The sequence below is a fragment of the Nocardia brasiliensis NBRC 14402 genome, assembly GCF_000308475.2.
Classification (GTDB): domain Bacteria; phylum Actinomycetota; class Actinomycetes; order Mycobacteriales; family Mycobacteriaceae; genus Nocardia; species Nocardia brasiliensis.
The window spans coordinates 42251-66779 of sequence record NZ_BAFT02000044.1 but is presented as its reverse complement, the minus strand read 5'-3'; the positions used below and the strand labels follow the sequence as shown (position 1 = coordinate 66779).

The 24529-nt window shown below is 67.9% G+C and carries 24 protein-coding genes and 1 pseudogene; 14 read left to right on the top strand and 11 right to left on the bottom strand.

Translation table 11 applies throughout. The features are described from left to right. Position 1: 1 nt before the first annotated feature. Positions 2-286: an ArsR/SmtB family transcription factor gene (locus TY25_RS14220; RefSeq protein ID WP_052382964.1), complete on the bottom strand. Its 285-nt coding sequence runs from the start codon at positions 284-286 to the stop codon at positions 2-4. A 90-nt stretch (positions 287-376) separates the two neighbouring features. Between TY25_RS14220 and TY25_RS14215 the strand changes: the two genes are divergently transcribed. Next, positions 377-1150, top strand: a complete 774-nt coding sequence (locus tag TY25_RS14215; protein WP_042256474.1) for an SDR family oxidoreductase — start codon at positions 377-379, stop codon at positions 1148-1150. 12 nt (positions 1151-1162) lie between these two features. On the opposite strand, the gene TY25_RS14210 is transcribed toward TY25_RS14215, so the two are convergent. After that, positions 1163-2377: a pyridoxal phosphate-dependent aminotransferase gene (locus tag TY25_RS14210; protein WP_042256473.1), complete on the bottom strand. Its 1215-nt coding sequence runs from the start codon at positions 2375-2377 to the stop codon at positions 1163-1165. Between the two features lie 93 nt (positions 2378-2470). On the opposite strand from TY25_RS14210, the gene TY25_RS14205 reads away from it, so the two are divergent. Next, positions 2471-3049 (top strand): winged helix-turn-helix transcriptional regulator, encoded by a 579-nt coding sequence (locus TY25_RS14205; RefSeq protein WP_042256509.1) that lies wholly within the window; start codon positions 2471-2473, stop codon positions 3047-3049. A 342-nt stretch (positions 3050-3391) separates the two neighbouring features. Further along, positions 3392-4285, top strand: a complete 894-nt coding sequence (locus TY25_RS14200) for an alpha/beta fold hydrolase (RefSeq protein ID WP_042256472.1) — start codon at positions 3392-3394, stop codon at positions 4283-4285. Here the strand turns inward: TY25_RS14200 and helR are convergent. The 3 genes from helR to TY25_RS14185 all read right to left on the bottom strand — a co-directional run bounded on the left by helR (position 4282) and on the right by TY25_RS14185 (position 10180). Further along, positions 4282-6477, bottom strand: coding sequence for an RNA polymerase recycling motor ATPase HelR (helR, locus tag TY25_RS14195; RefSeq protein WP_172595851.1), 2196 nt, complete (start codon positions 6475-6477; stop codon positions 4282-4284). The two genes, TY25_RS14200 and helR, sit on opposite strands and share 4 nt — an antisense overlap. A 29-nt stretch (positions 6478-6506) precedes the next feature. Then, a complete protein-coding gene (locus TY25_RS14190; RefSeq protein WP_042256471.1) occupies positions 6507-7742 on the bottom strand; it encodes a glycosyltransferase in 1236 nt (411 codons plus the stop codon). Between the two features lie 1688 nt (positions 7743-9430). Beyond that, a complete protein-coding gene (locus TY25_RS14185; RefSeq protein WP_042256469.1) occupies positions 9431-10180 on the bottom strand; it encodes an alpha/beta fold hydrolase in 750 nt (249 codons plus the stop codon). Positions 10181-10404: 224 nt separating this feature from the next. Here TY25_RS14185 and TY25_RS42620 point away from each other — a divergent pair, with 224 nt between their 5' ends. From TY25_RS42620 to TY25_RS14170, 4 genes and pseudogenes are all read left to right on the top strand, one after another. Next, positions 10405-10683, top strand: coding sequence for a hypothetical protein (locus TY25_RS42620; RefSeq protein WP_146153979.1), 279 nt, complete (start codon positions 10405-10407; stop codon positions 10681-10683). Between the two features lie 6 nt (positions 10684-10689). After that, positions 10690-11031: pseudogene (locus tag TY25_RS44025) on the top strand (ArsR/SmtB family transcription factor); the annotation flags it as partial. 3 nt (positions 11032-11034) lie between these two features. Continuing rightward, on the top strand, positions 11035-11517 hold the full coding sequence (locus TY25_RS44020; protein WP_042256507.1) for an SRPBCC family protein: 483 nt from the start codon (positions 11035-11037) through the stop codon (positions 11515-11517). 448 nt (positions 11518-11965) lie between these two features. Further along, entirely contained in the window at positions 11966-12574 is a 609-nt protein-coding gene (locus tag TY25_RS14170; protein WP_226887348.1) for an amidohydrolase family protein, read from the top strand. A 501-nt stretch (positions 12575-13075) separates the two neighbouring features. Here TY25_RS14170 and TY25_RS44865 read toward each other — a convergent pair. After that, on the bottom strand, positions 13076-13372 hold the full coding sequence (locus tag TY25_RS44865; protein ID WP_081868860.1) for a DUF4158 domain-containing protein: 297 nt from the start codon (positions 13370-13372) through the stop codon (positions 13076-13078). A gap of 117 nt (positions 13373-13489) precedes the next feature. Between TY25_RS44865 and TY25_RS14155 the strand changes: the two genes are divergently transcribed. Continuing rightward, the gene (locus tag TY25_RS14155) at positions 13490-13825 is read left to right on the top strand and encodes a hypothetical protein (RefSeq protein ID WP_081868859.1); all 336 of its coding nucleotides are present in this window, start codon (positions 13490-13492) and stop codon (positions 13823-13825) included. Positions 13826-13922: 97 nt separating this feature from the next. Here the strand turns inward: TY25_RS14155 and TY25_RS14150 are convergent, their stop codons facing one another. Continuing rightward, complete coding sequence (locus TY25_RS14150) at positions 13923-14237, bottom strand: hypothetical protein (protein ID WP_042256463.1); 315 nt, start codon at positions 14235-14237, stop codon at positions 13923-13925. A gap of 183 nt (positions 14238-14420) precedes the next feature. Next, complete coding sequence (gene ligD, locus TY25_RS14145) at positions 14421-15365, bottom strand: non-homologous end-joining DNA ligase (protein WP_042256506.1); 945 nt, start codon at positions 15363-15365, stop codon at positions 14421-14423. Between the two features lie 188 nt (positions 15366-15553). Between ligD and TY25_RS14140 the strand changes: the two genes are divergently transcribed. The 3 genes from TY25_RS14140 to infA all read left to right on the top strand — a co-directional run bounded on the left by TY25_RS14140 (position 15554) and on the right by infA (position 17173). Further along, positions 15554-15973: a VOC family protein gene (locus TY25_RS14140; protein WP_042256462.1), complete on the top strand. Its 420-nt coding sequence runs from the start codon at positions 15554-15556 to the stop codon at positions 15971-15973. 208 nt (positions 15974-16181) lie between these two features. Continuing rightward, positions 16182-16943, top strand: coding sequence for a GNAT family N-acetyltransferase (locus tag TY25_RS14135; RefSeq protein WP_042256461.1), 762 nt, complete (start codon positions 16182-16184; stop codon positions 16941-16943). Next, the gene (gene infA / locus TY25_RS14130) at positions 16940-17173 is read left to right on the top strand and encodes a translation initiation factor IF-1 (protein ID WP_042256459.1); all 234 of its coding nucleotides are present in this window, start codon (positions 16940-16942) and stop codon (positions 17171-17173) included. The genes TY25_RS14135 and infA overlap by 4 nt, the downstream gene beginning before the upstream one ends. Positions 17174-17356: 183 nt before the next feature. Here the strand turns inward: infA and TY25_RS14125 are convergent, their stop codons facing one another. After that, positions 17357-18565: a site-specific integrase gene (locus TY25_RS14125; RefSeq protein ID WP_042256458.1), complete on the bottom strand. Its 1209-nt coding sequence runs from the start codon at positions 18563-18565 to the stop codon at positions 17357-17359. A 317-nt stretch (positions 18566-18882) separates the two neighbouring features. Here TY25_RS14125 and TY25_RS14120 point away from each other — a divergent pair, with 317 nt between their 5' ends. Further along, a complete protein-coding gene (locus tag TY25_RS14120) occupies positions 18883-19929 on the top strand; it encodes a hypothetical protein (protein WP_146153977.1) in 1047 nt (348 codons plus the stop codon). 644 nt (positions 19930-20573) lie between these two features. Here the strand turns inward: TY25_RS14120 and TY25_RS14115 are convergent. Further along, positions 20574-21398, bottom strand: a complete 825-nt coding sequence (locus tag TY25_RS14115; RefSeq protein WP_042256456.1) for an aminoglycoside adenylyltransferase domain-containing protein — start codon at positions 21396-21398, stop codon at positions 20574-20576. Positions 21399-21463: 65 nt separating this feature from the next. On the opposite strand from TY25_RS14115, the gene TY25_RS40525 reads away from it, so the two are divergent. Next, entirely contained in the window at positions 21464-21958 is a 495-nt protein-coding gene (locus TY25_RS40525; protein ID WP_029900208.1) for a GNAT family N-acetyltransferase, read from the top strand. On the opposite strand, the gene TY25_RS14105 is transcribed toward TY25_RS40525, so the two are convergent. Then, entirely contained in the window at positions 21925-23145 is a 1221-nt protein-coding gene (locus tag TY25_RS14105; RefSeq protein ID WP_088607212.1) for a citrate synthase, read from the bottom strand. The two genes, TY25_RS40525 and TY25_RS14105, sit on opposite strands and share 34 nt — an antisense overlap. Positions 23146-23233: 88 nt before the next feature. Here TY25_RS14105 and TY25_RS14100 point away from each other — a divergent pair, with 88 nt between their 5' ends. Next, positions 23234-24430 carry a citrate/2-methylcitrate synthase gene (locus TY25_RS14100; RefSeq protein ID WP_042256451.1) on the top strand — a complete coding sequence of 399 codons (1197 nt, stop codon included), beginning with the start codon at positions 23234-23236 and terminating at the stop codon, positions 24428-24430. The last annotated feature ends 99 nt before the right edge of the window (positions 24431-24529 follow it).

The following is a 24529-nucleotide window of genomic DNA, read 5'->3' as shown; positions in this document are numbered from 1 at the left end:
TTCAGTGGTCGGCGAGCACGGTCAAACTGCGCACCAGATCCGCCGCCGCGGCCGAGGCGAGCCGGTAGCGCACCACCCGCCCTTCGCGTTCCGCGGTCACCAGCCCGGCGGTGCGCAGCACGGCCAGGTGATTCGACATGTTGGATTGCGTGGCCCCGGTGTGCTCGACCAACTCGCTCACGGACGCGTCGCCGCGTGCCAGGTTTTGCAGAACCGCAAGGCGCACACGGCAACTCAGCGCGCGACCGAGTGCGAAGAGTCGATCTTCCGGGTCATTGTCATCCATCAGTGGCCAATGATACATTGCCGAACACATCAGTAACGACTGATATGTCTATCGGCACGGGGAATCGATATCTCCCGGGAAGGGGCAGCAATGCCTGAGGGTAAGAACGCGGTCGTCACCGGCGCGAGCAAAGGCATCGGCCTGGCCGTGACCACCGCGCTGCGCGACCAGGGCTACCGAGTGGTGGCGTGCGCGCGATCGGTCAGCGCCGAACTCGCCGGCATCGCCGCGCTCGCCGTCGCCGCCGACCTGGGCACCCCCGACGGCCCCGGCCGGCTCATCGACGCCGCACTGGCCGAGCTCGGCGGCATCGACCTGCTGGTCAACAACGTCGCGGGCACCACGGGCCCGCATCCGGGCGGATTCCTGTCCGTCACCGACGACGACTGGCGCCACGCCCTGGACCTGACCCTGCTCAGCACCGTGCGCGCGACCCGGGCCGCGCTGCCCAGCCTGCTCGAGCGCGGCGGTCAGATCATCAACATCGGCTCGATCAACGCGCGCCGCCCGGCACCGCACCTGGTGGACATCGCCGCCGCCAAAGCCGCGCTGGCCGCGCTGGGCAAAGCGCTCGCCGAAGAATTCGGCCCACGCGGGGTGCGGGTCAACACCATCTCACCGGGGCCGGTGCGGACCTCGGTGTGGACCGAGCCCGGCAGTACCGGCGACGCGCTGGCCGTCCGCGCCGGTCTGTCCCGCGAAGAGTTCCTCGACGTCCTGCCCGCGACCCTCGGCATGTCGACCGGCCGCATCACCGAACCGGCCGAAATCGCTGCCCTGGTGGTGTTTCTGGCGGGCGGATCGGCACCCAACATCAACGGCGCCGACCTGGTCATCGACGGTGGTATGCGCAAGGAACTCTGAGCGAGCAGGCTTTCAGTACTGCCGATAACCGGCCAGGAAGCGTCCGATGCGTTCGATGATCGCCTCCAGATCGTCGGCATGCGGGAGAGTCAGAATGCGGAAGTGATCAGGGTGCGGCCAGTTGAAGCCGGTGCCCTGCACGATGTGAATCTTCTCCTGCAACAACAGATCCAGCACGAACTGCTCGTCGTCCTTGATCCGATACATGTCCAGGTCGATGCGCGGGAACGCGTAGATCGCACCTTGGGGTTTGACACAGCTGATGCCAGGGATCGCATTGAGCGCCTCCCAGGCCCGGTCACGCTGTTCGCGCAGCCGGCCGGTGGGCATGGTGAGATCGAAAATGCTCTGGTGCCCGCCGAGTGCGGCCTGAATCGCCTGCTGCGCAGGGACATTCGCGCACAGGCGCATCCCGGCCAGCATGGTCAGGCCCTCCAGATAGCTGCCCGCATGCTGGGTGGGGCCGGAGACCACGAGCCAGCCGGAACGAAATCCCGCGCAGCGGTAGGACTTCGAGAGCCCGGAGAAGGTCAGGCACAACAGGTCGGGGGCGAGCGCGGCGGCCGCGGTGTGGGTGGAGCCGTCGTAGCGGATCTTGTCGTAGACCTCGTCGGCGAACACGATCAGCTGATGCCTGCGCGCGATCTCGAGCAGCTCGCGCAACACTTCCGGTGGATACACCGCCCCGGTCGGGTTGTTCGGGTTGATGATCACCAGGGCGCGGGTGCGGTCGGTGATCTTGGCTTCGATATCGGCCAGGTCGGGATACCAGTCGGCGCCCTCGTCGCAGAGGTAGTGCACGGCGCGGCCGCCGTTGAGCGTCGTCGCGGCGGTCCACAGCGGGAAATCCGGTGCGGGAACGAGGACTTCGTCACCGTTCTCGATCAGCGCGGTCATCGCCATCATCACCAGTTCGGAAACGCCGTTGCCGAGGAACACCTCCTCGACATCGACCTCGGTGAGCCCCAGGGTCTGGTAGTACTGCACCACCGCGCGCCGGGCGGGCAGCAGGCCCTTGGAGCTGGAGTAGCCGCTGGAGGCGGGCAGCGTGCGCACGATGTCCTGCAAGATCTCCGGGGGCGCCTCGAACCCGAACAGCAGCGGATTGCCGGTGTTGAGTTTCACCACGTGGTGCCCCTCGGCCTCCAGCCGCGCCGCCTGCTCGGCCACCGGTCCACGGATCTCGTAGGACACCCCTGACAGTTTGCTGGACTGCTTGACCTGCATGAACTTCCTTTCTCGTGGCGACTCCGACCCACTGTACTTGGAAAATCCAAGTCTGCACTTGGATTTTCCAAGTAGCAAGCTACAGTGGGTGGCGTGCCACACCGAAGCTACGACCACTACTGCGGCGTCGGCCGCGCCCTCGACGTCGTCGGCGACCGCTGGAGCCTGCTGCTGGTGCGCGAATTGTCGTCGGGCCCAAGGCGATACAGCGACCTGTTCGCCGACCTGCCCGGCATCAGCACCGATATCCTCGCGGCCCGGCTCAAAGACCTCGAACGCGACGGCATCCTCACCCGGCAGCGGGTCGGACCGCGCGCGAGCACCGCGGTCTACGAACTCACCGCCACCGGAACCGCGTTACGCCCGGTCCTGGACGCACTTTCGGTGTGGGGGACACCGTTACTCGGCGAACGCCGCGCCACCGACGCGGTCCGCGCCCACTGGTTCGCGCTGCCCTTGGGACGTGCTGTCGCGCAACACTTCCCGGACGAGACGGTCACTGTTTTCATCGGCGACACGGTTTTTCACGTCACCGTCGACGATGCGGGACGGGTCTCCCATCACGACGGTCCGGCCGCCGAACCCGGCCGCGCACTGCACCTCGATCTGGACACCGCGATCGCCGTCGCCACCGGAGCCGTACCGCTGGCCGAGGTCGCGAAGAGCCGCTGACCTCCGGAGGCGACGCCGGCGATGCAGGTCCTGGGACGCGGTCGGGAACCGTGGATGCAGAGCAGTGTGCCGTCGGCTCCCGAGCCGCCGTCGCGATAGAAGATCTGGTGACCGCGGTGGGTGAACCGTCGGCCGTTCGCCCGCAGAACGCGAATACCCCCGCCGAGCCGAGGAGTGGGCGCTGCGAGCCGGTTGAATTCCTCCCCATTGGAACATACACCGCGCGGGTGGGCTTGTGGCAAGGACCCGACTATACCGCATAATCGCTGGTCTGAGCGGTTTCCTGGGCCGCTCGGGCAGCGCGGGGACGGGCTGTGCCGGACGAGCGGAACGGAGTGCGCGATGACAGAGGAACTGGCGACGACGGTGGGTCCGTCGCAGATCGACGTGGCGTTCGAGCGACTCGGTGATCCGCGACAGCCGCCGGTGCTGTTGATGATGGGTGCGGCGGGCCAGCTGATCGACTGGCCGGACGGTCTGTGCGCCGAACTGGTCGAGCGCGGGTTGCACGTCATCCGGTTCGACAGCCGCGACACCGGCCGTTCCTCCTACATCACCGGCGGACCCGCCCCCGATATCGCGGCCGCCATGTCCGGTGACGTGTCCTCGGCCGCCTACACCCTCTCCGATATGGCCGCCGACACCGTCGGTCTGCTCGACGTGCTCGGCTTGGACAGCGCCCACCTCGTCGGCGCTTCCCAGGGCGCGATGATCGCCCAGACCGTCGCGATCGAATTCCCCAGCCGGGCAAGGTCGTTGACGTCGATGATGTCGACCACCGGCAATCCCGAGGTCGGCCGCAGCGATCCCGCCGCCTTCGGCCGAGCCGGTGCGCCGCCCACCGAACGGGCCGACTACATCGCCTGGCGGGTCGCCGCCAATCGGGCGGTGGGCGCGTCCGCTTTCGCCTTCGACGAGGCCGCCGCGATCGAGCGCGCCGGACGCGGCTTCGACCGCGGGTTCTCCGCCGAGGCGATGATGCGCCAATTCGTCGCGGTCCTGGCCTCCGGCGACCGCACCGCGCAACTGAAATCGGTCCACGTGCCCACCGTGGTGATCCACGGCACCGAGGACCGCGCCTTCGACCTCAGCGGCGGCCGGGCCACCGCCGAGGCCATCCCCGGCGCCGAACTGGTCGTCGTAGAAGGGATGGGCCACAGCATGTCTCGCGAACTGTGGCCCACCCTGGCCGAGCACATCGCGGGCCTCGTGCACCGCGTCGAACAGAACCGCTAGGCGGGCAAGTGATTCCCCACAGGCGTACCGGCTTCGACGAGTCCGGACAGCGCCTGCGGCAGCGGGCCCTGATGCAGGACGCCCAAGCGCTGCGTCGCGCGGGTGAGCGCGACGTAGAGTTCGGCCGCCCCGCGCGGACCGTCGGCGAGGATCTGCTCCGGCGCCACGACCAGCACCGCGTCGTACTCCAGGCCTTTGGTCTCCGAGGCGGGCACCGCGCCCGGTACGCCCGGCGGCCCGATCACCACGCTGGTTCCTTCCCGGTCGGCCTCCTCGCGCACGAATGCGTCGATGGCAGCGGGTAATTCGTCGTCGGTGACGAGCCTGGACCACGGTTGCACGCCGCACGCCCGCACCGACTCCGGGGCCTGGACCTCGGGGGCGAACTCGGCGAGCAGCGCGGCCGCGACCGCCATGATCTCGGCCGGTGTGCGGTAATTGACGGTCAGCGACCGGTAGACCCAGCGTCCGGGCACGTACGGCTCCAGCATGCCCGCCCACGACCTCGCCCCCGCCGCCGAACGACGTTGCGCGAGATCGCCCACCACCGTGAAGGATTTGCCCGGACAGCGCCGCATCAGCACCCGCCAATCCATCTCGGACAACTCCTGGGCCTCGTCGACCACGACATGCCGGTAGGTCCAATCCCGGTCCGCGGCAGCACGTTCGGCGAGATCACGGGTATCGCGTTCGAGAAACCGGTCCGCGAGATCCTCGGCGTAGAGCAGGTCCTGAGCGAACAGGTGATCCTCGTCGTCCATCATGTCCTCGCGGCTGACCATGACATCCAGGACGCCCGCGGCGTATTCGGCCTCCTGTCGACGTTCCCGCTCGGCGCTGTCGTCGGCGGGCTTGTCGGGGCCCAGCAGATCGACCAACTCGTCGAGCAACGGCACATCCGACACCGTCCACGCCGCACCGTCGGCCCGCCACAGCGCCGCGTCGGCACCGGCCGCGCGGAGCCGGTCGTGCGATGAATACAAGCGCGCCAGTAGCGATTCCGGTGTCATGATCGGCCAGAGTTCGTCCAAGGTCGCGGTGAACGTGTCGTGCGTGGCGAGTTCCTCGAGCAGGTCCTCACGCAACTGTTCCCAGGCTTGCTTGTCCGAGCGGGTCAACCAGCCCTTGCCGATCCGGGCGATCGCTCGTTCGGTGAGGACCCACGAGACGATCTCCTGGAACACCTTACGGGCCTCGTTATGCGGCAGCCCGCTCGCGCGCGCCTCCTCCCTGGCCCATTCCGCGGTCTCGGCATCGATGCGGACCGTCGCGTCGGCCAGCTCGATCAACACCGGCTCCCGGGGGAGTCGCTGGCAATCGGCCACCGCGGCGGCGAGCACGTCCAGGATCTTCAGTGATCCCTTGAGCCGCGCGGCTTCCGGGCCGTCCTCGGCGGTGACGCGCAGCCCGGGCACGAGATCGCCGGTCGTCGTGAACACCACGTTGGTCTCGCCCAGCGAGGGCAGCACGTGCGCGATGTGGTCGAGGAACGCCGGATTCGGCCCGACCACGAGCACACCCTGACGTTCCATCCGTTCCCGCTGGGTGTAGAGCAGGTAGGCGACCCGATGCAGCGCCACCACGGTCTTACCCGTGCCAGGACCGCCCTCGATCACCAGCACGCCCTGGTGTTCGTGGCGGATGATCTCGTCCTGTTCGGCCTGGATCGTCGCCACGATATCGCGCATCCCCGGCCCTCGGGGAGCGTTCACCGCCGCCAGCAGTGCCGCGTCACCGCGTTCGGCGCCCTCCGGGCGGCCCAGCACCTCGTCCGTGAAATCGACGACTTGCCTTCCGCTCGTGTGGAACTGGCGACGCCGGCGCATGTTCTCCGGGTTCGCGGCCGTGGCCACATAGAACGCGCGCGCGGCGGGCGCGCGCCAATCCAGCAGCAGCGGCTCGAACTCGTTCGCCTCGTCGAACAACCCGATACGGCCGATGTAGGAACGTTCACCCGTCAAGGTGTCGAGCCGGCCGAAGCACAAGCCATTGTCGGCCACGTCGTAGCGCTGCACCGATTTCGCCAGCGCACGCACCTGGTCCTCGCGCTCCATCGCGGTCACCTCCCGGCCCCGCAGCGCCGCACCGTACTGGCCCTTGACCCGGGCGCGCTCGGCGTCGAGCCGCGCATAGAGTTCGGCCACATAGCCGCGCTCGGCTGCCAGTTCCGCGTCGTAACCCTGAGTTGACATGTGCCCCTTACTTTTTCGAATAGCGTGCGTCATGCCGATACCGGCGGCATGTGCCGGCGGTAGGTCGTGATGAGCCGGTGTGCGGCGACGGCGGCACCGTCCGCGCGGATCGTGTGCGCCACTGCCGCGGCCCGGTCTCGGGTCTCGGGGGCCAACGCTGTCTCCAGTGCGGCCGACAGCGACGCCACGGTCGGCACCGGGCCGGCCAAGGCGGCGCCGATGCCGAGATCCGCCACCCGCTCGGCCCAATACGGCTGATCCACCAGTTGCGGTACCAGCACCTGTGGCGCACCCGCGCGGGCGGCGGTCGTCGTCGTGCCCGCGCCCCCTTGCTGCACCACCGCGGCCACCCGGGCGAACAGTGCCTGCTGATTGACCTCACCGACCGCGAAACAATCGTCGCGGTCATCGACCAACGCCAGATCGGCCCAGCCACGTGACAGGACGACACGGCGTCCTCGCGCGCGCACCGCCTCGATCGCCACCGCGGCGACATCGGCCGACGCGAGCATCGGCATACTGCCGAAACCCACGTACACCGGCGGCGGGCCCGCCGCCAGGAACGCCAGCAACTCGGCAGGCAGCGGACGGTCGTCCGGGCGGAGCCACGCACCGGTCTGCACCACCGTCCGATCCGCGCTGTGCGGCCACGGCCCCAGAACCGGATCCGCCGCCAGCCAGGGACGGTCGGTGTACACGTGATCGCGCACGTTCTCGACCACGCGCAGACCTACCGTCGCGCGGTGCTCGTTGACCACCTCGCCGAACAACTCGTTCATATGCTGCGCGTTCAACTCCCACAGCGTGTCGTTGTCGGTCACCTCCGGCGGCAGGGGGCGTCCCGGCCACGAGTGCGGCCGATGATGCGGTGAAGGCAACAGGGTCGCGAAGAAGCTCACGAACACATAGCCGAGGCCCAGCTTCTCGGCCACTGACCGCGCCGCCGCCGTCGCCGGGAACAACCCGGTCGCCACCACCACGTCGCAGTCCGCGGCCGCAGTGCACACCGTGTCGTATTGCATCGCGAGCAACTCTGTCGCGCGCTGCCTGATATCGGACGGTTGCCACCGATCGGGCCCCGCCGTGATCCGGCGCACCGACGGACCGGCCGGCGCGAACGACACCCCCACCTCATCCAGCAACCCTGCGAAATCCGGCGGCGCGCACACCCTCACCTGCGCACCCTGCGCCCGCAACTGCACCGCCAGACCCACCATCGGCTCGACATCGCCACGCGACCCGAAACTCGACAACAACACCCGCAAATTCCTACCCCCGATTCGATGGACAACAGCTCAGGCCGACGATTGTGCGGCATCCCCCCGGCCTTGCCGCAAGACCGGGGGTGCGATATAAAATAGATAGCGGAAAGAGAAGAATCTCTTTCGCTTCCGGTCCTTGGTGGACTCAGAACCCCTCTCCTCGCTGAAGTTCTGCTGCGTTGTGCATGGGGGAAGTGTTGGTGCGCAAGGGGTTTCGGGAGGCGAGTGTTGGGGATTTGCCGGGGTGTTCGCGCTGCGTTGAGCCTCGAGGTTTCATATGTGGCCGTGTGGGCCTTCGCACAACGAATTCCCTATGTTCATGACTGGCGGTAGTGCGTGCTGGAAGTTCGGCGTCTCGTCCCGCACGTCGGGTTCGCACCTGTGCGGGTTTCGGTCGTCCGGTGTCTGTTCACGTGGCACTGCGGGTTCCATCCATCCGCCTTACGTGCGGTGGGAGACCGAGGTCGGCGGGATGTTTCGGGTGAGTTCAGCTGCGGTCCGGGATGGGGAGCAATGCGGTTTCGGCCCGGTCGGCGCTTCTGCGGGGGCGTTGCCCGTTCTTGCGGTGCGCTCGATTCACGCGGTGCACTCGATTCGCGGGCTGCCAGGCGGCCGGGCCGTACCGACTCCAGCTCGTGGGGCCGCAAACCAGCGGGCGTCGCGCGCAATTCTGCGACTTGCCAGTGCATCGTCCCGAACCCGCACGCAGCGGCTCACGAGGTTGTGCTGCGGCGGCTGCCTTGGGAATTTCTGCCGCGACCGCTCCGCCTAGCCGCAAGCGAGTCGGCAGGTGGTATGCCGCGCACTTTTTGTTGTCCCGCGCGCGTGTCAGTCGACTGACACGCGCGCGGGACAACAAAAAGTGCGCGGGGCGAACGGAAGATGCGCGAGGACGACCAAGATGGGCGGCGATGTCTCTGGCGCGCTCGCTGTGTAGCTCGGTGATCCGTCAGCACGCCGTTCGCGAAGCTCCGAGCGGCACCGGTTCGCCTGGCAGCCGCAGGGCGGCGGGGGTTCGCTTGGCAGCTCGAAGGCGCCAGCGACAAGTGCGGCCCGGGCCAAGGTGCTTGTCCTGTACGAAGGCGGCGACGTTGCTGGTGGGCCTGTCCTGTGTGGCCGCGAGTCGCCGACACTCCGTCCGCGTAGCTCCCAATTGCAGTAACTCCTAATTGCGCGGACGGCGGGTTGCCCGAAGGCCCGAGGGTGGCGGCCCGCGCAGCTGTGCCGCGAGACCCGCGCTTCGCTCAAAACGGACGGCGGTTTGCCTGGCGGCCCGAGGGTGGCGACCCGCGCAGCGGTGCCGATCGGCCCGCCCTACGCCCGGGCGGCGACGTCACTGGCGAGCGTGTTCGGTGTGGCGCGAAGTCTCCGACACGCCGCGTGACACTCGCTCGGGGCACTGGTCACCCGATCAGGAGGTAGTGGTGGCGGGGGCTTCTCGGGCGATGCCGCCACCATTTCCTCCTGATCGAGTGACCAGCGTGGGCGGACGTCGTCCGTGCCCAAAGGTGTCGGTTGGTCGCGGTCGTCGTCGCACTGTTCGACGACAAACCCGACGACGACTTCCGCGGAATGCCCGACCTGGCTGCGGGCTTGCCTCGTGGCGCCGCGATTCGCGCCTGGGCCGCGAACGACGAATCGGTGAACCTGGTGCTCCGGCTTGCGGCCGGTGATCGGGGAGTTCCCGCCGCTCACCTGGCGTCGTGGGTGGCGAGGAATTGGGTGAGTTGGTGGGCGAAACCCGGGGCGGCGGCGACGAAATGGCCTGCGCCGGGGGCGATGATGCGCTGGGCGTTCAGGAGGGCGGCGAGGGCGTCGCAGATTCGTTCGAGGGCGGGGGTGTGGCCGCCGGAAGCGACCAGGGCTGGGATCTGGGCCGCGCGCAAGGCTTCCCAGTCGGGATGGGCTTCGCCGGGGAGACGGCCGCCGAGTGCACGGCGGACAGAGGCGACGGCTGCTTGGGGGAGTTGGCCCGCGTCGACGCCGGGTGCGCCGGAGAGCACCAGGAATTCGCGCAGCACCTCGGGGTCGGCGTCGAGGCCGTTGGTGAGGACCGCGTCGCCGAGGCGTTTCAAGTGGCGCACTTCGGGATCGTCGGGGGCGACGACGTACAGCGGCGGTTCGATCAGGGTGAGGGAACGGACGATGTGCGGATCTGCTGCCGCGGCCAGAATCGATCCCAGCGTTCCGTAGGAGTGGGCGACCACGTGGGGGCGGTGGGCTCGGAAGATCTCGCCGAGGTCGATCGCGTCCACCAGGAAATCTTGCCGTCCGTCGAGGGGTGCAGGACTCGGATCGTATCCCCGCCGATACACGTGCAGCACCGTCCACCGCTCGGCGAGCGAATCCAACCCCGCCCAAGTCGATTTCGGCCCGGCGCCGCCGTGCACCAACGCCACAACCGGCCCAGCCCCGCTCGCCCGCACCACAAGCTCACTCACCCGAGCAGTATGGGTGCACCGACCCCACCGAGTCCACGCAACACGTATCCCTCCGGCCGGCCGGCAGTCGCGAACGAGTCCAGCGCCGCGGTTGCCGAGCCGAAGTGCCACATGCCCTGGTCTCGACACCGCCGCACCCCATCGCATGGGCCTGGTTGAACAAAGTGCCAGGGCAACATGAACTGGCTCGCGCGCCCGTTCCTACCCGGAGTGGGAGGAAGGTGGTGAAGTTCGGGATCTCGATCGCCGAGGTGCCGAGCATGATCAGGGGAGGTGGCCGCACCGAGGCCGACGATCGCGGTCACGATCGGCACGAAGGCGGCGACGATCGCGCCGAAGAGTACGACGGCGGCGCGCTCCATGGTTGTCGGAGTGAGGCCCAGCCGCATGACCCGTCGGCGCACTCAGTCGAGCCGGCCGACCAGGTTGACGCTATGCCAGCCGTTGAGCGCAGTTGCTGGTCTGCGGGTGCTGGTCTCGATTTCGGCGAAGTACGGCATTGACACCACCTGTCGGTAAGTGGAAACTTACGGTTCGTAGATACTTACCGAGCAGGAGATGAGTGGGGTGCGCTGGCCGACCGGATGCGGCGCACGATTGTAGAGCGCCTGGCGGAGAAACCGCAGGCGGTCGGTGAACTCGCGCAAGCGTTGCCGATCAGCCGACCGGCAGTGTCGCAACACCTGAAGGTGCTCAAGGAGGCGGGGCTGGTGCTGGACCGCGCCGTCGGGACACGCCGGATCTACCAGTTGAATCCGGACGGGATGGGTGCGCTGCGCGCCCAGCTCGACCGGTTCTGGGGACGCGCCCTCGCCACGTATCAGGAGCTGGTCGAACAAGATTCAGGAGAAGTCATGACCCAGACCCGAACCGAACCCGTGCGGTTGCAGATCGTGGTCGACGCGCCGCTCGAGCGCGCGTTCACGCTGTTCACCACACGATTCGATGTGATCAAACCGCGCGAACACAACCTGCTGGCGGTGCCGATCGCCGAGACCGTCTTCGAACCGCGGGTCGGCGGGCACATCTACGACCGTGGCGAAGACGGCAGCGAATGCCGGTGGGCGCGGGTGCTCGCGTACGAACCGCCGAATCGGGTGGTGTTCAGCTGGGATATCAACGGCCGCTGGGAAATCGAGAACGACCCGGACAAGACCTCCGAAGTGGAGGTCCGCTTCACCGCCGAAACCCCCGACCGCACCCGCGTCGATCTCGAACACCGGAATCTCGACCGCCACGGCGACACCGGTGACGCGGTACGCGCGGGCGTCGGCAACGATGCGGGCTGGCCGCTGTACCTGCAGCGCTATGTCGATGTCGTCGGACGTGAGGCTTGACCACGTCGCCTCGAGCCGTCGCGGGTCAGACCGAATCCCGCGCCCGGCCGAGAAGGGGATAGTGGTGTAACCGGTCAGGATCCGGCGCTAACGGCGTTCCGGACTGGCAGAGGCCGGTATTCGGGTAGGCCGGTATTCAGGTCGACCGAGCGGGTAGCGGTCAACGGGCCCGCGCCCCAGGCGTCGCCCATCGTCCCTGGCCGAGCGGGTGGCGATCCGGTCGGGGAACATTTCCTGGTCCCCGAGATCGCGAAGGCGAGTGCGCCGGAAGCCCACCGGCTCAGTCCTCATTTCGGCGCGGCCTACGATCCCCGCGCCGGGCTGTCCTATTCACCCGCGTTCGAAGTTCTGACCGACCTGGGTGAGAACCGTCTCGCCGATATGGACCAGCACGGCATTTCCATGCAGGTGCTGTCGTGTCTGTCGACCCAGCAACTCCCGCCCACCGATGCGCAGGAGCTCGTCCGCGCAGCAAACGACACCTTGGCCCGCGCACCCCGACCGATTCGCGGGTTTCGACCCGGTGCTGCATCGCGCCCACGACCTCGACGTGCCGATCTACCTGCATCCCGGTGTTCCTCCGACCGAGGTCACCGAAGCCAATTACGCGGGACTGGACCCGCTGGTCGTCGCGCGGTTTCAGACCAGCGCGTGGGGATGGCACCAGGAAACGGCGGTGCACTTCCTGCACATGGTGCTGGCGGGAGTCTTCGATCGATACCCCCGCCTGCAGATCATCCTCGGCCACTGGGGCGAGATGATCCCGTTCTACCTCGACCGTTTGGACGAGGCGCTGCAGCGCGAGGTCACCGAACTCGATCGCACGATCGGAGAGTACGTTCGCCAGAACACCTACATCACTCCGAGCGGAATGTTCAGCCACGCCCAGTTGAAGTTCTGCCTGGAAACCGTCGGCGTGGACCGGATACTCTTCTCGGTGGACTACCCGTTCGCCGGAAACGACGGCGCGGCTGCGTTTCTCGCGGACGCGGAGCTGCCGGACGAAGACAAGGACAAGATCGCGCACGGCAACACCGAGAGGCTGCTGCGGCTTTGACCCGTGGTCCCACCCGCGGGTGGGAAAGGGGCACCGGCCCCGGACACAGGCGTCCTGCGGTCCGGCTCCTCATTCGCCCTTGACGGGCTCGAATACCACACGTCGCCGCGACGCCGACCGGCCCGAGCCCGGTCGGCAGTGGGACCGGATCCACCGATCGGGCAAAACTCACGTGCCAGAGACGACCAGCAGAATTGGCGTCGGGTGAACATCCGCGCGGGATCCGGCGCTGACAAGTTACCGCATATAGCCACGCACTATGTGCGGTAGCGTAGGTGCCGCCCTGGCTCGATGCACTGCGCAGGGATCGGGTCGCCGAGATCCTGGGATCGGATGCGCCGCAGGCGTTCCAGGTCGATCACCTTGCGCCGGCCCTCCTCGCGCGCAATCAGCCTCCCCAGCAGAGAGCGGGCAGTAAGCGGGTCCAGTTGGTTCGCCAGTTGCGCCCACAATCGCTCGTCAGCGGCCTGACGGTCTTGCGCGACAAGACGTTCCAGGTCGTCACACCCTGCGGCAACAGCGCGCGGCGGTTCCGCAGCCAAGCCACCGCACCGTCGAAATCGCTTTCGGGCCATCGCCGGTCATCCATGCCTGGTCCGAGATCCACGCCGCGAGTTCACCTTCGACCTCGCCGAAGGCGACCAGCCCGCACTCACGCTGAATCTCCCAGGCATGCTCGAGGCGGGTCTTGTCCCGGTCGGTGTAGGACTTCACGCACGCCGGATCGGCGATATCGAGCTGCTCAGCCAGATACGCCACCAACTCGGCGGGCACCCCCAGCGGATTCGGCAGAAACATGCCGAGAGACGGACCGTGACCAGCTGCAGGGCGAACCCCCAACGGTCCGAATCGCGCCGACGGGCCGCGAGCAGCCGCCGATCCTCATCGTCAAGATGGATAAAACCGCTCCAATTCGTGGAAGCGCAGAGCTGGCAGCTGATCGTGCAACTCCCCAGAACGGGAGCCGTGGACGACATCGACGTCTTGCAGGAGTTGGAAGTCGCGCTCGAAACAGCCTTTCCGCGTGCGGATATCGGCGTGATCGACGGCAACGATTTCGGGTACGAGACGATGAATGTGTTCGGTCTCGTCCGGCCGAGTCAGTGGGTCATGGTCGTCGAAGAAGCCGAAAAGCTTCTCCGAGAACGCAATCTGCTGGAGAAAGCGGTGATCGCGCGCCGCGACATGGATGCCGAGGGCGGGCCGCACGTCGTCCGGCCCGATGACTACACCGGTGAATTCCGTTACTGAGTCGACCGCCGGTGTCCGGAATTCGCCGACGGGGCAGGCGTCCACGAAGCGGGCGACGGCCGCAGAGCGGAACTGTTTCCCGCTCTGCGGCGACCGGTCAGCTCGCGCAGACGGCGTTGAACGCGTCGGTGGCAGCGTCCATGTCGGCGCCGTCGTCGAGCAGGGCGGCCGCGTACGCCTCGATCGCCGCCTTCTCCTCGCCCACGGCCGGAAGCCCGGACAGCCGCGCGGACAGCGACTGCAGGGTGGCCGCATCGAGATTGCCGTCCGGGGACATGTCGATTGCCGCGTTGATCCAGGCGATGGCGGTGTCGCAGACCGGCGACTTGGCGTGTGCGGTCGCGGCGGGCACGAGAACCAGCGAGCCGACGGCCGCGGCGGTCAGCAGAGCGGCAGAAAAGATCTTGTACAACGTTCCCTCACGGTGTCAGCAGGAAGATCCGCGACCACGCTGGTCGCGACCCCTAAGCGGACACCTTATGCAGAACGGACGAAAGCCACCAAAACCGGCGGCACCCGCAAACGCCCACCTCGCTGCGGGGCCTTCAGCTGGGACGGCAATCTTCAACCGAGTGCCCACCCCAGCCGGTACGGGTCAGTCCGGCGCAGGCACCTTGGCTTCGCGTGGGTTCCGGTCGGGGCGCAGTCCACGCCAGCTCGGATGGCGCAACCCATCGGAGCTGACCTCCCGGAACTCGATGTCGGCGACGAGTTCCGGCTCGACCCAGTGCGCCGCGTTCGCCACCTGTCGCGGTGGCGGGACGTCGAAAGGCGTGTCCGGGCGCGCGATTTCGGTCAGCCGGGCCTGCAGGGCACGGCGGTCGCGCATGGTCCAGCCCGTGCCGACGTTGCCGACGTGGACGAGGCGGTTCGCGTCGTCGTAGGCGCCCATCACGATCGAACCGAAGATTCCGGTGAAGCGTCCGCTGCCGGGCAGCCACCCCGCCACGACGATCTCGGTGGTGCGTCGCAGCGGGGTTTTGATCCACACCGGCGCCCGTCGGCCGGGCTGGTAGGTGGAGTCGAGGCGTTTGGCGACGATGCCTTCGAGGCCGTGTTCGCGCGCGATACCGAGCATGGTGTCGGCGTCGACATCGGTGTAATAGGGCGGCGTGCGGATCAATTTCGCGTCGAGTGCCAAATCGTCGAGGCGCGCGCGACGCTCGGTATACGGCAGCGACGTGATCGCGGTCCCGTCGTCGAGCAGATCGAATATCAGATACTGCACCGGAACCTCGCGTAGCAATTCGGCCCCGGGGTTGAGCACGTGCATGCGTCGCTGCAACCGACGGAACGAGGGTGCCCCGGTACTCGGTTCCGGCGCGACGATCTCGCCGTCGAGGACGAGTTCGCGGTCGCCGAGCAGTTCAATGAACGCGGCGGTCAGTTCCGGGAAAGACGCGCTGATATCGCGATTGTTGCGACTGTAGAAACGGCATTGGCGGTCCCGCGTGACGGTGACCGCGCGGATCCCGTCCCATTTCATTTCGATCGCCCAGCGGCCGATATCCACCGGTGGCCGTCCGGAGACGGCCAGCATCGGCGCCGGCGCAGACTGCACAAGATCAGCATATCCGCAGCATCGGGATCGAAACGGATCTGACGTGCATCAATTGCAAAATATTCCGCTGGTACGTGGTGATTGCGGCCAGAGTAGTGATCTGTCAGTTATCGATGGTGGCTCGAATGTCCGGCGGCTTGTCGTACCCCGTGGCTAGGGTCCTGGGCATGGGATACGAATTTCAGGTCGTCGTCGACAGTGCCGACCCGCATACGCTCGCGGACTGGTGGGCCGAGGCGTTGCGGTGGGAGGTCGAGCCGCAGGACGAGGACTTCATCCGCAGCATGATCGCCCAGGGCCACGCCACCGACGAGGACACCACGACCCATCACGGCAAACTGAAATGGAAGATCGGCGCCGCCATCCGCCACGCCGACCGCCCGCGCGTGCTGTTCCAGTTGGTGCCCGAGGCCAAAACGGTGAAGAACCGGATGCACCTCGATATCCGCGTCGATTCCGCGCAACGCGCCGCCGAGGTCGAACGGCTGACCGGAATGGGTGCAAAGGTCCTGTACGAAGGCAAGGAAGGTCCCTCCCAGTGGGTGACCATGGCCGACCCCGAAGGCAACGAATTCTGTGTCGCTTGAAGGTTGCGCGATGTGATCACGAAAAAGGGTTGGGCGCGAGCAGGTTCGAACTGTTAGTCTCGCGCAGACCGTGACACAAGCCGAGGAGGTGAGACCCGTGAACACTGTATCGACGTGGGGCCTCCCTATCGCCGTCATGGTTTGGCGAACACTGTAGCCGTCGCCGGGAGTGCCTGTGTCACAAGGCAATTCCGAAAGGCGACGTACAATGAGTGCAATACATCCGGGTGACCCCGAGATCACGCGGCTTTCCCCCATCCGATGGCAGGCGGTCGCGGACGGCCGAGTGCTCGGCCGCGCCGACGCCGCACAGCGCCCCGACGGCCGGACCTTCGTGAGCATCGACTCCTGGGACGACACGGTCTTCGACCGCCTCGCCACGGCCATGGTGAACGAGCTCGCGGCACCACTGCACACCGTGGTCGACGAGCTCGAGACGGACCTGCGGTCGCGCTGGGCACATGCTGGTTTCATCACTCGCCGCCGCAAGTGGGAATATTTGATACCCGCGAATCCACAGCACGCCGGGTCGGCACCGGTCCCCGCAGACGTGACATTGCTGCCGATCGGTGCGGCACAACAGGTTCCGTTGCTGGCAGCCTATGCCGCTATGCGCGCAGAGATCGAGGCCACCGCCGGGTGGGACACCATGCCCGCCGAGATCATCGCCCGCCCGCTCGACTGCGGGCACTTCGCCGTCGCCGTCTCCGACCAGGAATATGTGGGTTTGCTGCGAACGGCAACGCGCCGCAGCCACGCACGCATCGAACTGCTCGCCGTGCGCGCCGAGCACCGCAGGCGCGGGATCGCCCGTGCACTGCTCGCCCAGGTGCTCGACGCGCTGCACCGGTCCGGAGTCGACTCGGTCTCCGCGTGCGTCGACGAAACCGCCACTGCGGCAGTCACATTGTTCGACAGTCTCGGCGGGGCGCGTCGCGCGGGCAGCACCCTGGAGTTGGTGCTGCGATGACCAACACCCGAAAGCTCGGCAAGGGCATCGAGATCGAGGGCACGGTGGTGGAATGCTTGCGCAACGCCACCTTCAAGGTGGAGCTTCCGAACGGGCACACCGTCCTCGCGCACATCAGCGGGAAGATCCGCAAGAACTACATCAAGATCCTGCCGCAGGACCGAGTGCTGGTCGAGCTCAGTCCATATGACCTCACCCGCGGTCGAATCCTGTTCCGGTACAGAACCTAACCTTCGATGCCGCGGCGGATCGGCACCACCCGGCCGATCCGCCGCGCCCCGACTGAGGGTTCCGTGCCACCCCGGCGGTGGTCGCGCCTCGACCATAGGCACCGCATCATCGCGAAGGCATCGCGAGCAACGGGCTCTCGAGAAGGCACGCGTCGGCGATGGGCACGCTCGGGACAGTTGCGTTCAGAGCCCGAGTTTGGTTACGGCGTTGTCCTCCAACGGGTTCGCGGTGCGGATGTAGCCGTGCACGGTGCGCGGGTTGGACCAGCGGCCCTGGCGCATGATCTCGCGGTCGCTGGCGCCGCCGAGGGCGGCCTGGGTGGCGAAGCCGGCGCGTAAGGAGTGTCCGGAGAAGAGGTCGGGGTCCAGTCCCGCGCGGGCCGCGTACCGTTTGACGAGTTCGGCGACGGCCCGGCCGGACATCGGGTCGGTGCCGACCGTGCCGTGCCGATTGATGGTGGGGCACAACGGAAGATCCGGGTCAGCGGCGAGTGCGGTACCGGTGAAACCGTGACAGCGGTGGATGGCCGGATCGGTGTCGCCGCCGTCGGCGAGCCACGCCCGCAAGCCCGAGGTGCCTTCGGCGGCGAGTATTTCGAGCAGTCGCACCCAGTCGGCGAACGCGCACACCGGGCAGGTATGCGGGCGTTGACCCCGCGGCAGCGCGACGCGCTGTTCGGCGACGCCGGTGGGGTCGGTCTTCGTCGACGGCAACCGCACCAGCAGCACCGGTTCGCCCGTGGCGTGATCGACGCGCACCTCCACATCGGCGATCCGCAAGCCCGCCAACTCGCTACGCCGCAACGCTCCCGCGAAACCGACCAACAGCATGAGCGCGTCACGGCGGCGCGCAGGTTCGTTCGGCCAACCGGGTTCGGGCAACCCGGCCAGCAACTGGTCGAGGGTGTGCAGCAGGACCGGACGTTTGCGGGTCGGCTGAGTGCGCCGGGTGCGCCGGATACCGCGCAGGGTCAGGCGGACGACATCGGAACGGGTCGGCGAAGGCAGTCCATTGGCCGCGTGCACCGCGGCGATCGCGGCCGACTTCCGTTCGAGGGTGGCCGCGCTGAACGCCCATCCGCCCGTGTCGCGACGGGCGTCGGCCGCGGCCGCGAGATACACGGCGACATCCAGCGGATCGGCGGGCATCGCCTGCCTGCTCTCGGCCACGCACCACGCCGACCACGCGATCCAGTCGGTTCGATAGGCGCGCAACGTATTAGCCGACTGCGAGGCCTCCAGATACCGGCGCAGCGACCCCGCCTGCACCTCATCGAACCGTTCCCGCACCAACCGCAACGCCGCCGCGTCCACCAGGACACTGCGCACGCCACGACGCAATTCGTTGCGCACCGACTCCGGCACGGCGACCACGGCAGACCGCTCTTCCATCGATCAACTCCCTGTTCGTCGACCACTCCCATTCTGCCGCCGCCCCAGTCGAATTCGCGGCAGCCGAGCCCCGCGCGTCGGGCAGTGCCGCACGGCCGTAATACCCGGGTGCAACCCGCAGCTTCGAGGCGCACAGAAACGGCGGAGGAACGGGCCGTGTCGGTGAGGACCGTCGTGCGCGGTCCCGCATCGTCACCGGGCTGTCCGGGTACTGCGATCGCCGGGCGGACAAGGGCTTTTGCCGGCGGGACCGCGGCGGGTTCATCGGCCGGATACGGTGTCGGGGTTCGCGGCGATCGGGATCGCGAGGAGCAGAGGTGGGTATGGACAACGCGGGTGTGGTCGCGGCGGTGCTGGGTTATCCGAGTGCGGCGGTACTGGGTGAGCAGGAAGCGGCGGCTCGGGCGTATCGGTTGGCGTATGTGCTGGACATCCCGATCCAGGGTGCCGAGGGACTGATGATCCTCGACCGCGTGCTGGAACTGTTTCTCGCCCAGACGCAGGTGCCCGACAGTGGTGACGCGCGGGCATTGCAGGACCAGACCCATGAGATCGCCGCACGCTGCGTACCGATCGAGGACGAGCTGTGCCAGGCGATCGCCGAAACCTTCGGCCGCGGCGACGATCCCGACCCGGCGCAGGCGGTGTATCAGGTCAGCTCCCGCGCGGCTCGATTCCTGGCGAAGTCGGTGATGATCGCGCGCGGCGACACCGACCGGCTCTTCGAGGAGCCCGCCGACGCACCGGATTCCCTCATCGGCGTGAGCGATATGCAGCGGCTGGTCGAGCGGGAGGTCGCGAAGGGTGTTCCGGTCGAGGCGGTGCTGTCCACCATCAACGACATGCACCACTACGAATTCACCTTTCCCGGCGACACCTACGTCGAGGATGTCGCGCAGGCGTGCGCGGAACTGACCGGGCAAGGTCATGTGCTGATCGCCGTCGGGGTGGCGGACCTGCACGAGGACCCGTCCGGTGCGGGACTGAACGTTTGCTGGTCGGTCCCCGAGGGCGGGCGCGGTCTGGAGGTCCGCTTCCGCGTGCGTGACGACGGCGGACGCGCTGCCCGCCAGTTGTCCGAGGGCTGGGTTCCGGCGCCCGCGCCGGCTCCCGGCACCGAACTGTACGTCGACTCCCACCTGTTCGTCCTGCGCGGACACGCCAACCTGCGCGGCGGCCGCACCACGGTCCGCGCCGCGCAAACCCACCCGGCCTTCGGTAACGCGGTCCTGCTCGAGGTGGCCGACCACCCCGGCTACTTGCACAACTGGCATGCCCTGGAGCCCGAACAAGCACGGCTCGCAACACAATTCGGCACTCAGGCCGCCCGCCCGGACCCGGAGGAAGCGCCGATCGCCCCCTGAGATCCGCTCGTTTCTGGCACGAGCGTCCGCCCGCGCAAGTCGCCAGCCGCACCGGCGACCCGCACCCGAAACCCCGCGCAGGGTGCGCCATGGGCCACCTCCACCAGCAGTTCCCGCCCAACGAGCCCGCCCCCGACGGCCTGAGCGCTGCTGGTCGATTGGTCACCAGGTAATGGTGGCGGGGGGCTCTCGGGCGATGCCGCCACCATTACCTGGTGATCAAATGGCCAGTTCCCACCGCGGCCCCCCCACGTCGTGCGATGCGGGGGTCACCGGCGGTGGGCGCGTCAGCGATCATCGTGCGCCGAGGGCAAAGGCGTCGCAGCGGCGGCCGAGTGGACTCCAGCAGCACGGTGCACGAGAGTCCGAGAGTCGTTGCGGCGCAAGTACAGCGGCCGTCCAGGTGGAGGAGCGGTCCGGTCCCGTGATCATCCGCTCAGGCCCACCGCCGCCCATACGTGGCGTGCGCGCTGGCGATCGTCCCCCGCCGATACGTGGCCTGCGCGCTGGCGATCGTCGCGCGCTCGACGTCGAGGACGTCACGGCGGCAGGCGAACGAAATTCGATCGGGTGACACATGAGAGTTGTTGCGGCGCACGTACAGTGCGTCGTCTACGAGAGTGGGAGCAGCCCGGTCCCCTTGATCATCCGCCCAGGCCCCACCGCCGCCTGTATACATCATGCGCGTCGGCGATCATCGTGTGCCCGAAGTCGAGGATGTCGCGGCGGCGGGCGAACGGGCTCCGGTAGATCGACGTTCGAGAGTCGTTGCGGCGCAAGCGTAGTGCTTCGTCGATGAGGCGGTGCCAACGGTCCGGGAAGTACTGGCGGGCATGTCGGCCCGCGCCGTCCTTGGAGGTGATGTCGCCGGTGACGATCGTGTAGTGCAGGCGGGCGATACCGGTGACGGTCCAGACGGTGCCGTAATCGGTCAGCAGGCCGAGGCCGTGCTTGCTCGCCAGACGGGCACCCGCGGCCAATCCGCGTGCCCAGTAGTCGTCGAGGTTGGTGTTCTGCCAGGCGGCCAGCGCCGCGGCGTCGGTCCAGATGTCGAGTTCGGTGATGTCCGGCCCGCGCAGGGTGACGCCGTGCCCGGCGAGCGTGTGCCAGGTGACCGGGGTCTGGTGCGCGCCGCGTGGCTGGAATTTTCCTTGGAGGCTGATCGGTCGCCCGGCCGCGGCGTCCGGACCTGCGGCGAGGTCTGCCCAGGTGAGATAGCTGCCGTCGAAGAACGGACGACGTTGCTGGTACCCGAGCCGGGCGTGGACCCGTTCGAGCGCGGCCACCGTGGCGCGGTCGGGCGGCGCGGCGGTGACGGCGACGAAATCGATATCGCTCGCGCCGGGACGGTAATCGTCCAGTGCGACAGAGCCTTCCAAGTACAGGCCCTCGATCAGCCCCGGCGCTTCGGCATCCGCTAACGCCAGGTACGAGTCGATGGTGTGCGCGACGAGTGGGGGAACCGGCATGGGTCGAGTCTGCCGGAAAACGAAAACGCGTCGAATACGCCGCAGGTTTGCGAGACGATCGTCGAATGAGTGATGGATGGTCCGATCACCTCGTGGTGCGTCCCTTGACCGTCGACGATGCCCGCCAGGTGGTCGGGTGGCAGTACGGCGGTCCGTGGCAGATCTACAACCTGACCGCAGACGAGGAGCTACCCAGCGCCGCCGACGGATATATGGCGGTGGCCGATGCGGGCAGCGGTCGCCTCGTCGGCTTCTTCTGCACCGGTCCCGAAGCGCGGGTGCCCGGTATCGCCGCGGATCCGGGCATCCTCGACCTCGGTGTCGGCATGGACCCGCACTGGGTCGGCAAGGGGCACGGCAAGCAGTTCGGCAGCGCGGTGCTGACCGAACTCCGCCGCGACCACCCGTCGACGCCCGTACGCGCGGTTATTCAGGCGTGGAATGCCCGCAGTCGACAGCTGGTCCGCCAGTTGGGGTTCGCCGAGTGTGCCGAACACTCCTGCATCCAGGACGGCCGCCCCGTCGCCTACGTGGTGGCGATGCTGCCGGTCTCGTCGTAGTTCCGGGCCGACGGCGGGGGAGTTCGGGTGGGGCGGAAGCGCATCGGGGGTTCGGTGTATTCCTCCAGCGTGTGCGCGATCCAGCCGATGGTGCGGGCGAGGGCGAACAGGGCCTCGCCCGCGTCGGGACGCATCCGGTAGGCGTGCATGAGGACGGCCAGCGCCAGGTCGATGTTCGCGACGGTGGTGTGCGGTGTGCCGAGCTGCTCGGTGATGGTGTCGACGGCGGCCAGGGCCGGGGCCGCCGCCGGTATCGCGCGGAGCCGGTCCAGCAAGATTTCGGCGCGCGGATCGGTGGCGCGGTAGACGAGGTGCCCGAAACCGGGCAGCCCGGCACCGAGGCGGAGCCGTTCGGACGCCGCGCCCAGCGGGTCGGTGATCGCTTCGGCCAGGAACCGATAGGCGAGAGTGCTTGCGGTGCCGTGGTATTGGCTGTCGAGGGCGCCGAGGCCCGCTGAGACCACGGCGTACGGGTGCACGCGCGCGCTCGCCGCGACCCGCGCCGCCACCGTGGAGACCGCGAGCCCGTGATCGGCCAGCAAGGTCAGCGTCGCGTCGAGCAACTCGGGCGGCACGGCGGCGTCGGTCAGGCTCGGCGCGAGCCGTTCGACGAGCGTTGCCGAATCATGCTGGGCCGCACCGAGCCCCGCTGCCTCGACGGCGAGAAGTATGCGCGCCGTGCGCAGTACGCCGGGTGTGGACAGATCGAAGCGCAGCGGGTCGCTCGCGCCGGCCACCGTCACCGCGACCCGCAGGCGATCGGTCAGCCGCACCGTGGGGTCGAGCGCGGCCACTGCGGCGCGCGTGGTCGCGAGAAGCGTTGCGGGCGCGTGGAACTCCTGCGCTACCGCCTCGCCAGTCCACAACAGCCCGGCGACGGATTCGACCGGATGCGCGGCCACCAGCTCGGCGACATCGCGGCCCCGATAGTGGAGCCGGTCCTCGTCGATGGCCGAGATCGCGGTGGTGACATCGTCGATGGTGCTGCGGTGACCGGTGCCGCGGCGGCGGCCGCGGGCGAGGCGGGCTACCTCGTCCTCGCGGAACAGGCTGCCGCGCCGGTCCGCCGCCGCGACCTTGGTCAGCAGGCCGCGGCTCACGTAGGCGTAGACCGTCGCTGGCTTGATCTCGAGCCGGTCCGCCACCTCGGCGGTGCTCAGGTAACGTGCGTCACTTTTCCCGGTCACGACCTGCCCCTCCGTGCTCATGTTGACTTGATCAATATTGACTCTAGTCGAGCGTGCTCGCACAGTTCAGTCAAGAGGAGGTCTGCAGATGACGAGCAACGCTGCTGAACTGAACGACATCGACGAGCTGATCGAGGTACCTGCCGGTTTGCGGCACGTGGTCGCGGCCGAGACCCGGCTCGGCGACGTGCGCGGACGCGAGGGCTTCTACCACTATCGCCAGTACTCCGCGATCGACCTGGCGACCACGTGCACCTTCGAAGAGGTGTGGTTTCTGCTGTTCGAGGGCCGGCTACCCGATGCGGCGGAGCTCGCCGCGTTCACCGCCGAGACCGCGCGGCTGCGCACCCTGCCCCCGGACCTGTTGCCGCTGTTGGCGCCGATCGCGGCGGCCGGGGAACGGTTGCGGCCCATGGCCGGGTTGCGTACGGCGTTGTCCTTGCTGGCCGGTCTCCGCGATCTGCCGCCGCTGTGGGACAGCATGCCCGCCCAGCGTAAAAACGACGCGCTGCTGATCTGCGCGGTGACGCCGACCATTCTGGCGGCCCTGCACCGGCTGCACCGCGGGCTCGCGCCGCTCAAACCGCGCACGGACCTGTCCACGGCCGCGAATTGGCTGTATCTGCTGACCGGCGAGGTGCCGGAGGCGCGAGCGGCGCGGGCGATCGAACAGTATTTGATCGCCACCATCGACCACGGCTTCAACGCCTCGACCTTCGCGGGACGGGTCGTGGCCGCGACCGGGGCCGACCTCTCCTCGGCCGTCCTCGCCGCCATCGGGGCGTTCTGCGGACCGCTGCACGGCGGGGCGCCCGATCGAGCCCTCGACGGATTGGACGAGATCGGCAGTGTCGAGCGCATCGACAGTTGGGTGCGCGGCAAGATCGCCACGGGTGATCGCATCATGGGCTTCGGGCACGCCGTCTATCGCACCGAAGATCCACGCTCGGTGCTCCTTCGGTCGATCGCCACCGAAATGGGCGGGGAACTCGTCGAATTCGCGACCGCCGTGGAACGGCGGGTGACCGAACTGCTCGCCGAACTCAAACCCGGCCGGCACCTGTACGCCAACGTCGAGTTCTATGCCGGAGTAGTGATGGAACTGTGCGGTATTCCGCGCACCATGTTCACGCCCACTTTCGCGACGAGCCGAGTGATCGGCTGGACGGCGAACATGCTCGAACAAGCCGAAACCGGGAAGATCATCCGGCCGTCCGCACGGTATGTGGGACCGGCTGCGCCGCAACCTGTCCCGTCGAGACCACGACCCACTCCTGCACAGTGAAACAAGACCGCAGAATTCGGGGGTCCGAGCGCCGAATTTGACATATCCGCACAACATTTCGGCAAAATGTCCTGCAGGTGGCTAGCATTGCGGCCAAGC

Excerpts from the sequence above, each read along its gene's own strand:
- TY25_RS14220 (WP_052382964.1), bottom strand. The coding sequence starts at position 286 with ATGGATGACAATGACCCGGAAGATCGACTCTTCGCACTCGGTCGCGCG.
- TY25_RS14215 (WP_042256474.1), top strand. The coding sequence starts at position 377 with ATGCCTGAGGGTAAGAACGCGGTCGTCACCGGCGCGAGCAAAGGCATC.
- TY25_RS14210 (WP_042256473.1), bottom strand. The coding sequence starts at position 2,377 with ATGCAGGTCAAGCAGTCCAGCAAACTGTCAGGGGTGTCCTACGAGATC.
- TY25_RS14200 (WP_042256472.1), top strand. The coding sequence starts at position 3,392 with ATGACAGAGGAACTGGCGACGACGGTGGGTCCGTCGCAGATCGACGTG.
- helR (WP_172595851.1), bottom strand. The coding sequence starts at position 6,477 with ATGTCAACTCAGGGTTACGACGCGGAACTGGCAGCCGAGCGCGGCTAT.
- TY25_RS44020 (WP_042256507.1), top strand. The coding sequence starts at position 11,035 with ATGACCCAGACCCGAACCGAACCCGTGCGGTTGCAGATCGTGGTCGAC.
- TY25_RS14170 (WP_226887348.1), top strand. The coding sequence starts at position 11,966 with ATGCGCAGGAGCTCGTCCGCGCAGCAAACGACACCTTGGCCCGCGCAC.
- TY25_RS44865 (WP_081868860.1), bottom strand. The coding sequence starts at position 13,372 with ATGTTTCTGCCGAATCCGCTGGGGGTGCCCGCCGAGTTGGTGGCGTAT.
- ligD (WP_042256506.1), bottom strand. The coding sequence starts at position 15,365 with ATGCTGGCCGTCTCCGGACGGCCACCGGTGGATATCGGCCGCTGGGCG.
- TY25_RS14140 (WP_042256462.1), top strand. The coding sequence starts at position 15,554 with ATGGGATACGAATTTCAGGTCGTCGTCGACAGTGCCGACCCGCATACG.
- TY25_RS14135 (WP_042256461.1), top strand. The coding sequence starts at position 16,182 with ATGAGTGCAATACATCCGGGTGACCCCGAGATCACGCGGCTTTCCCCC.
- infA (WP_042256459.1), top strand. The coding sequence starts at position 16,940 with ATGACCAACACCCGAAAGCTCGGCAAGGGCATCGAGATCGAGGGCACG.
- TY25_RS14125 (WP_042256458.1), bottom strand. The coding sequence starts at position 18,565 with ATGGAAGAGCGGTCTGCCGTGGTCGCCGTGCCGGAGTCGGTGCGCAAC.
- TY25_RS14115 (WP_042256456.1), bottom strand. The coding sequence starts at position 21,398 with ATGCCGGTTCCCCCACTCGTCGCGCACACCATCGACTCGTACCTGGCG.
- TY25_RS40525 (WP_029900208.1), top strand. The coding sequence starts at position 21,464 with ATGAGTGATGGATGGTCCGATCACCTCGTGGTGCGTCCCTTGACCGTC.
- TY25_RS14100 (WP_042256451.1), top strand. The coding sequence starts at position 23,234 with ATGACGAGCAACGCTGCTGAACTGAACGACATCGACGAGCTGATCGAG.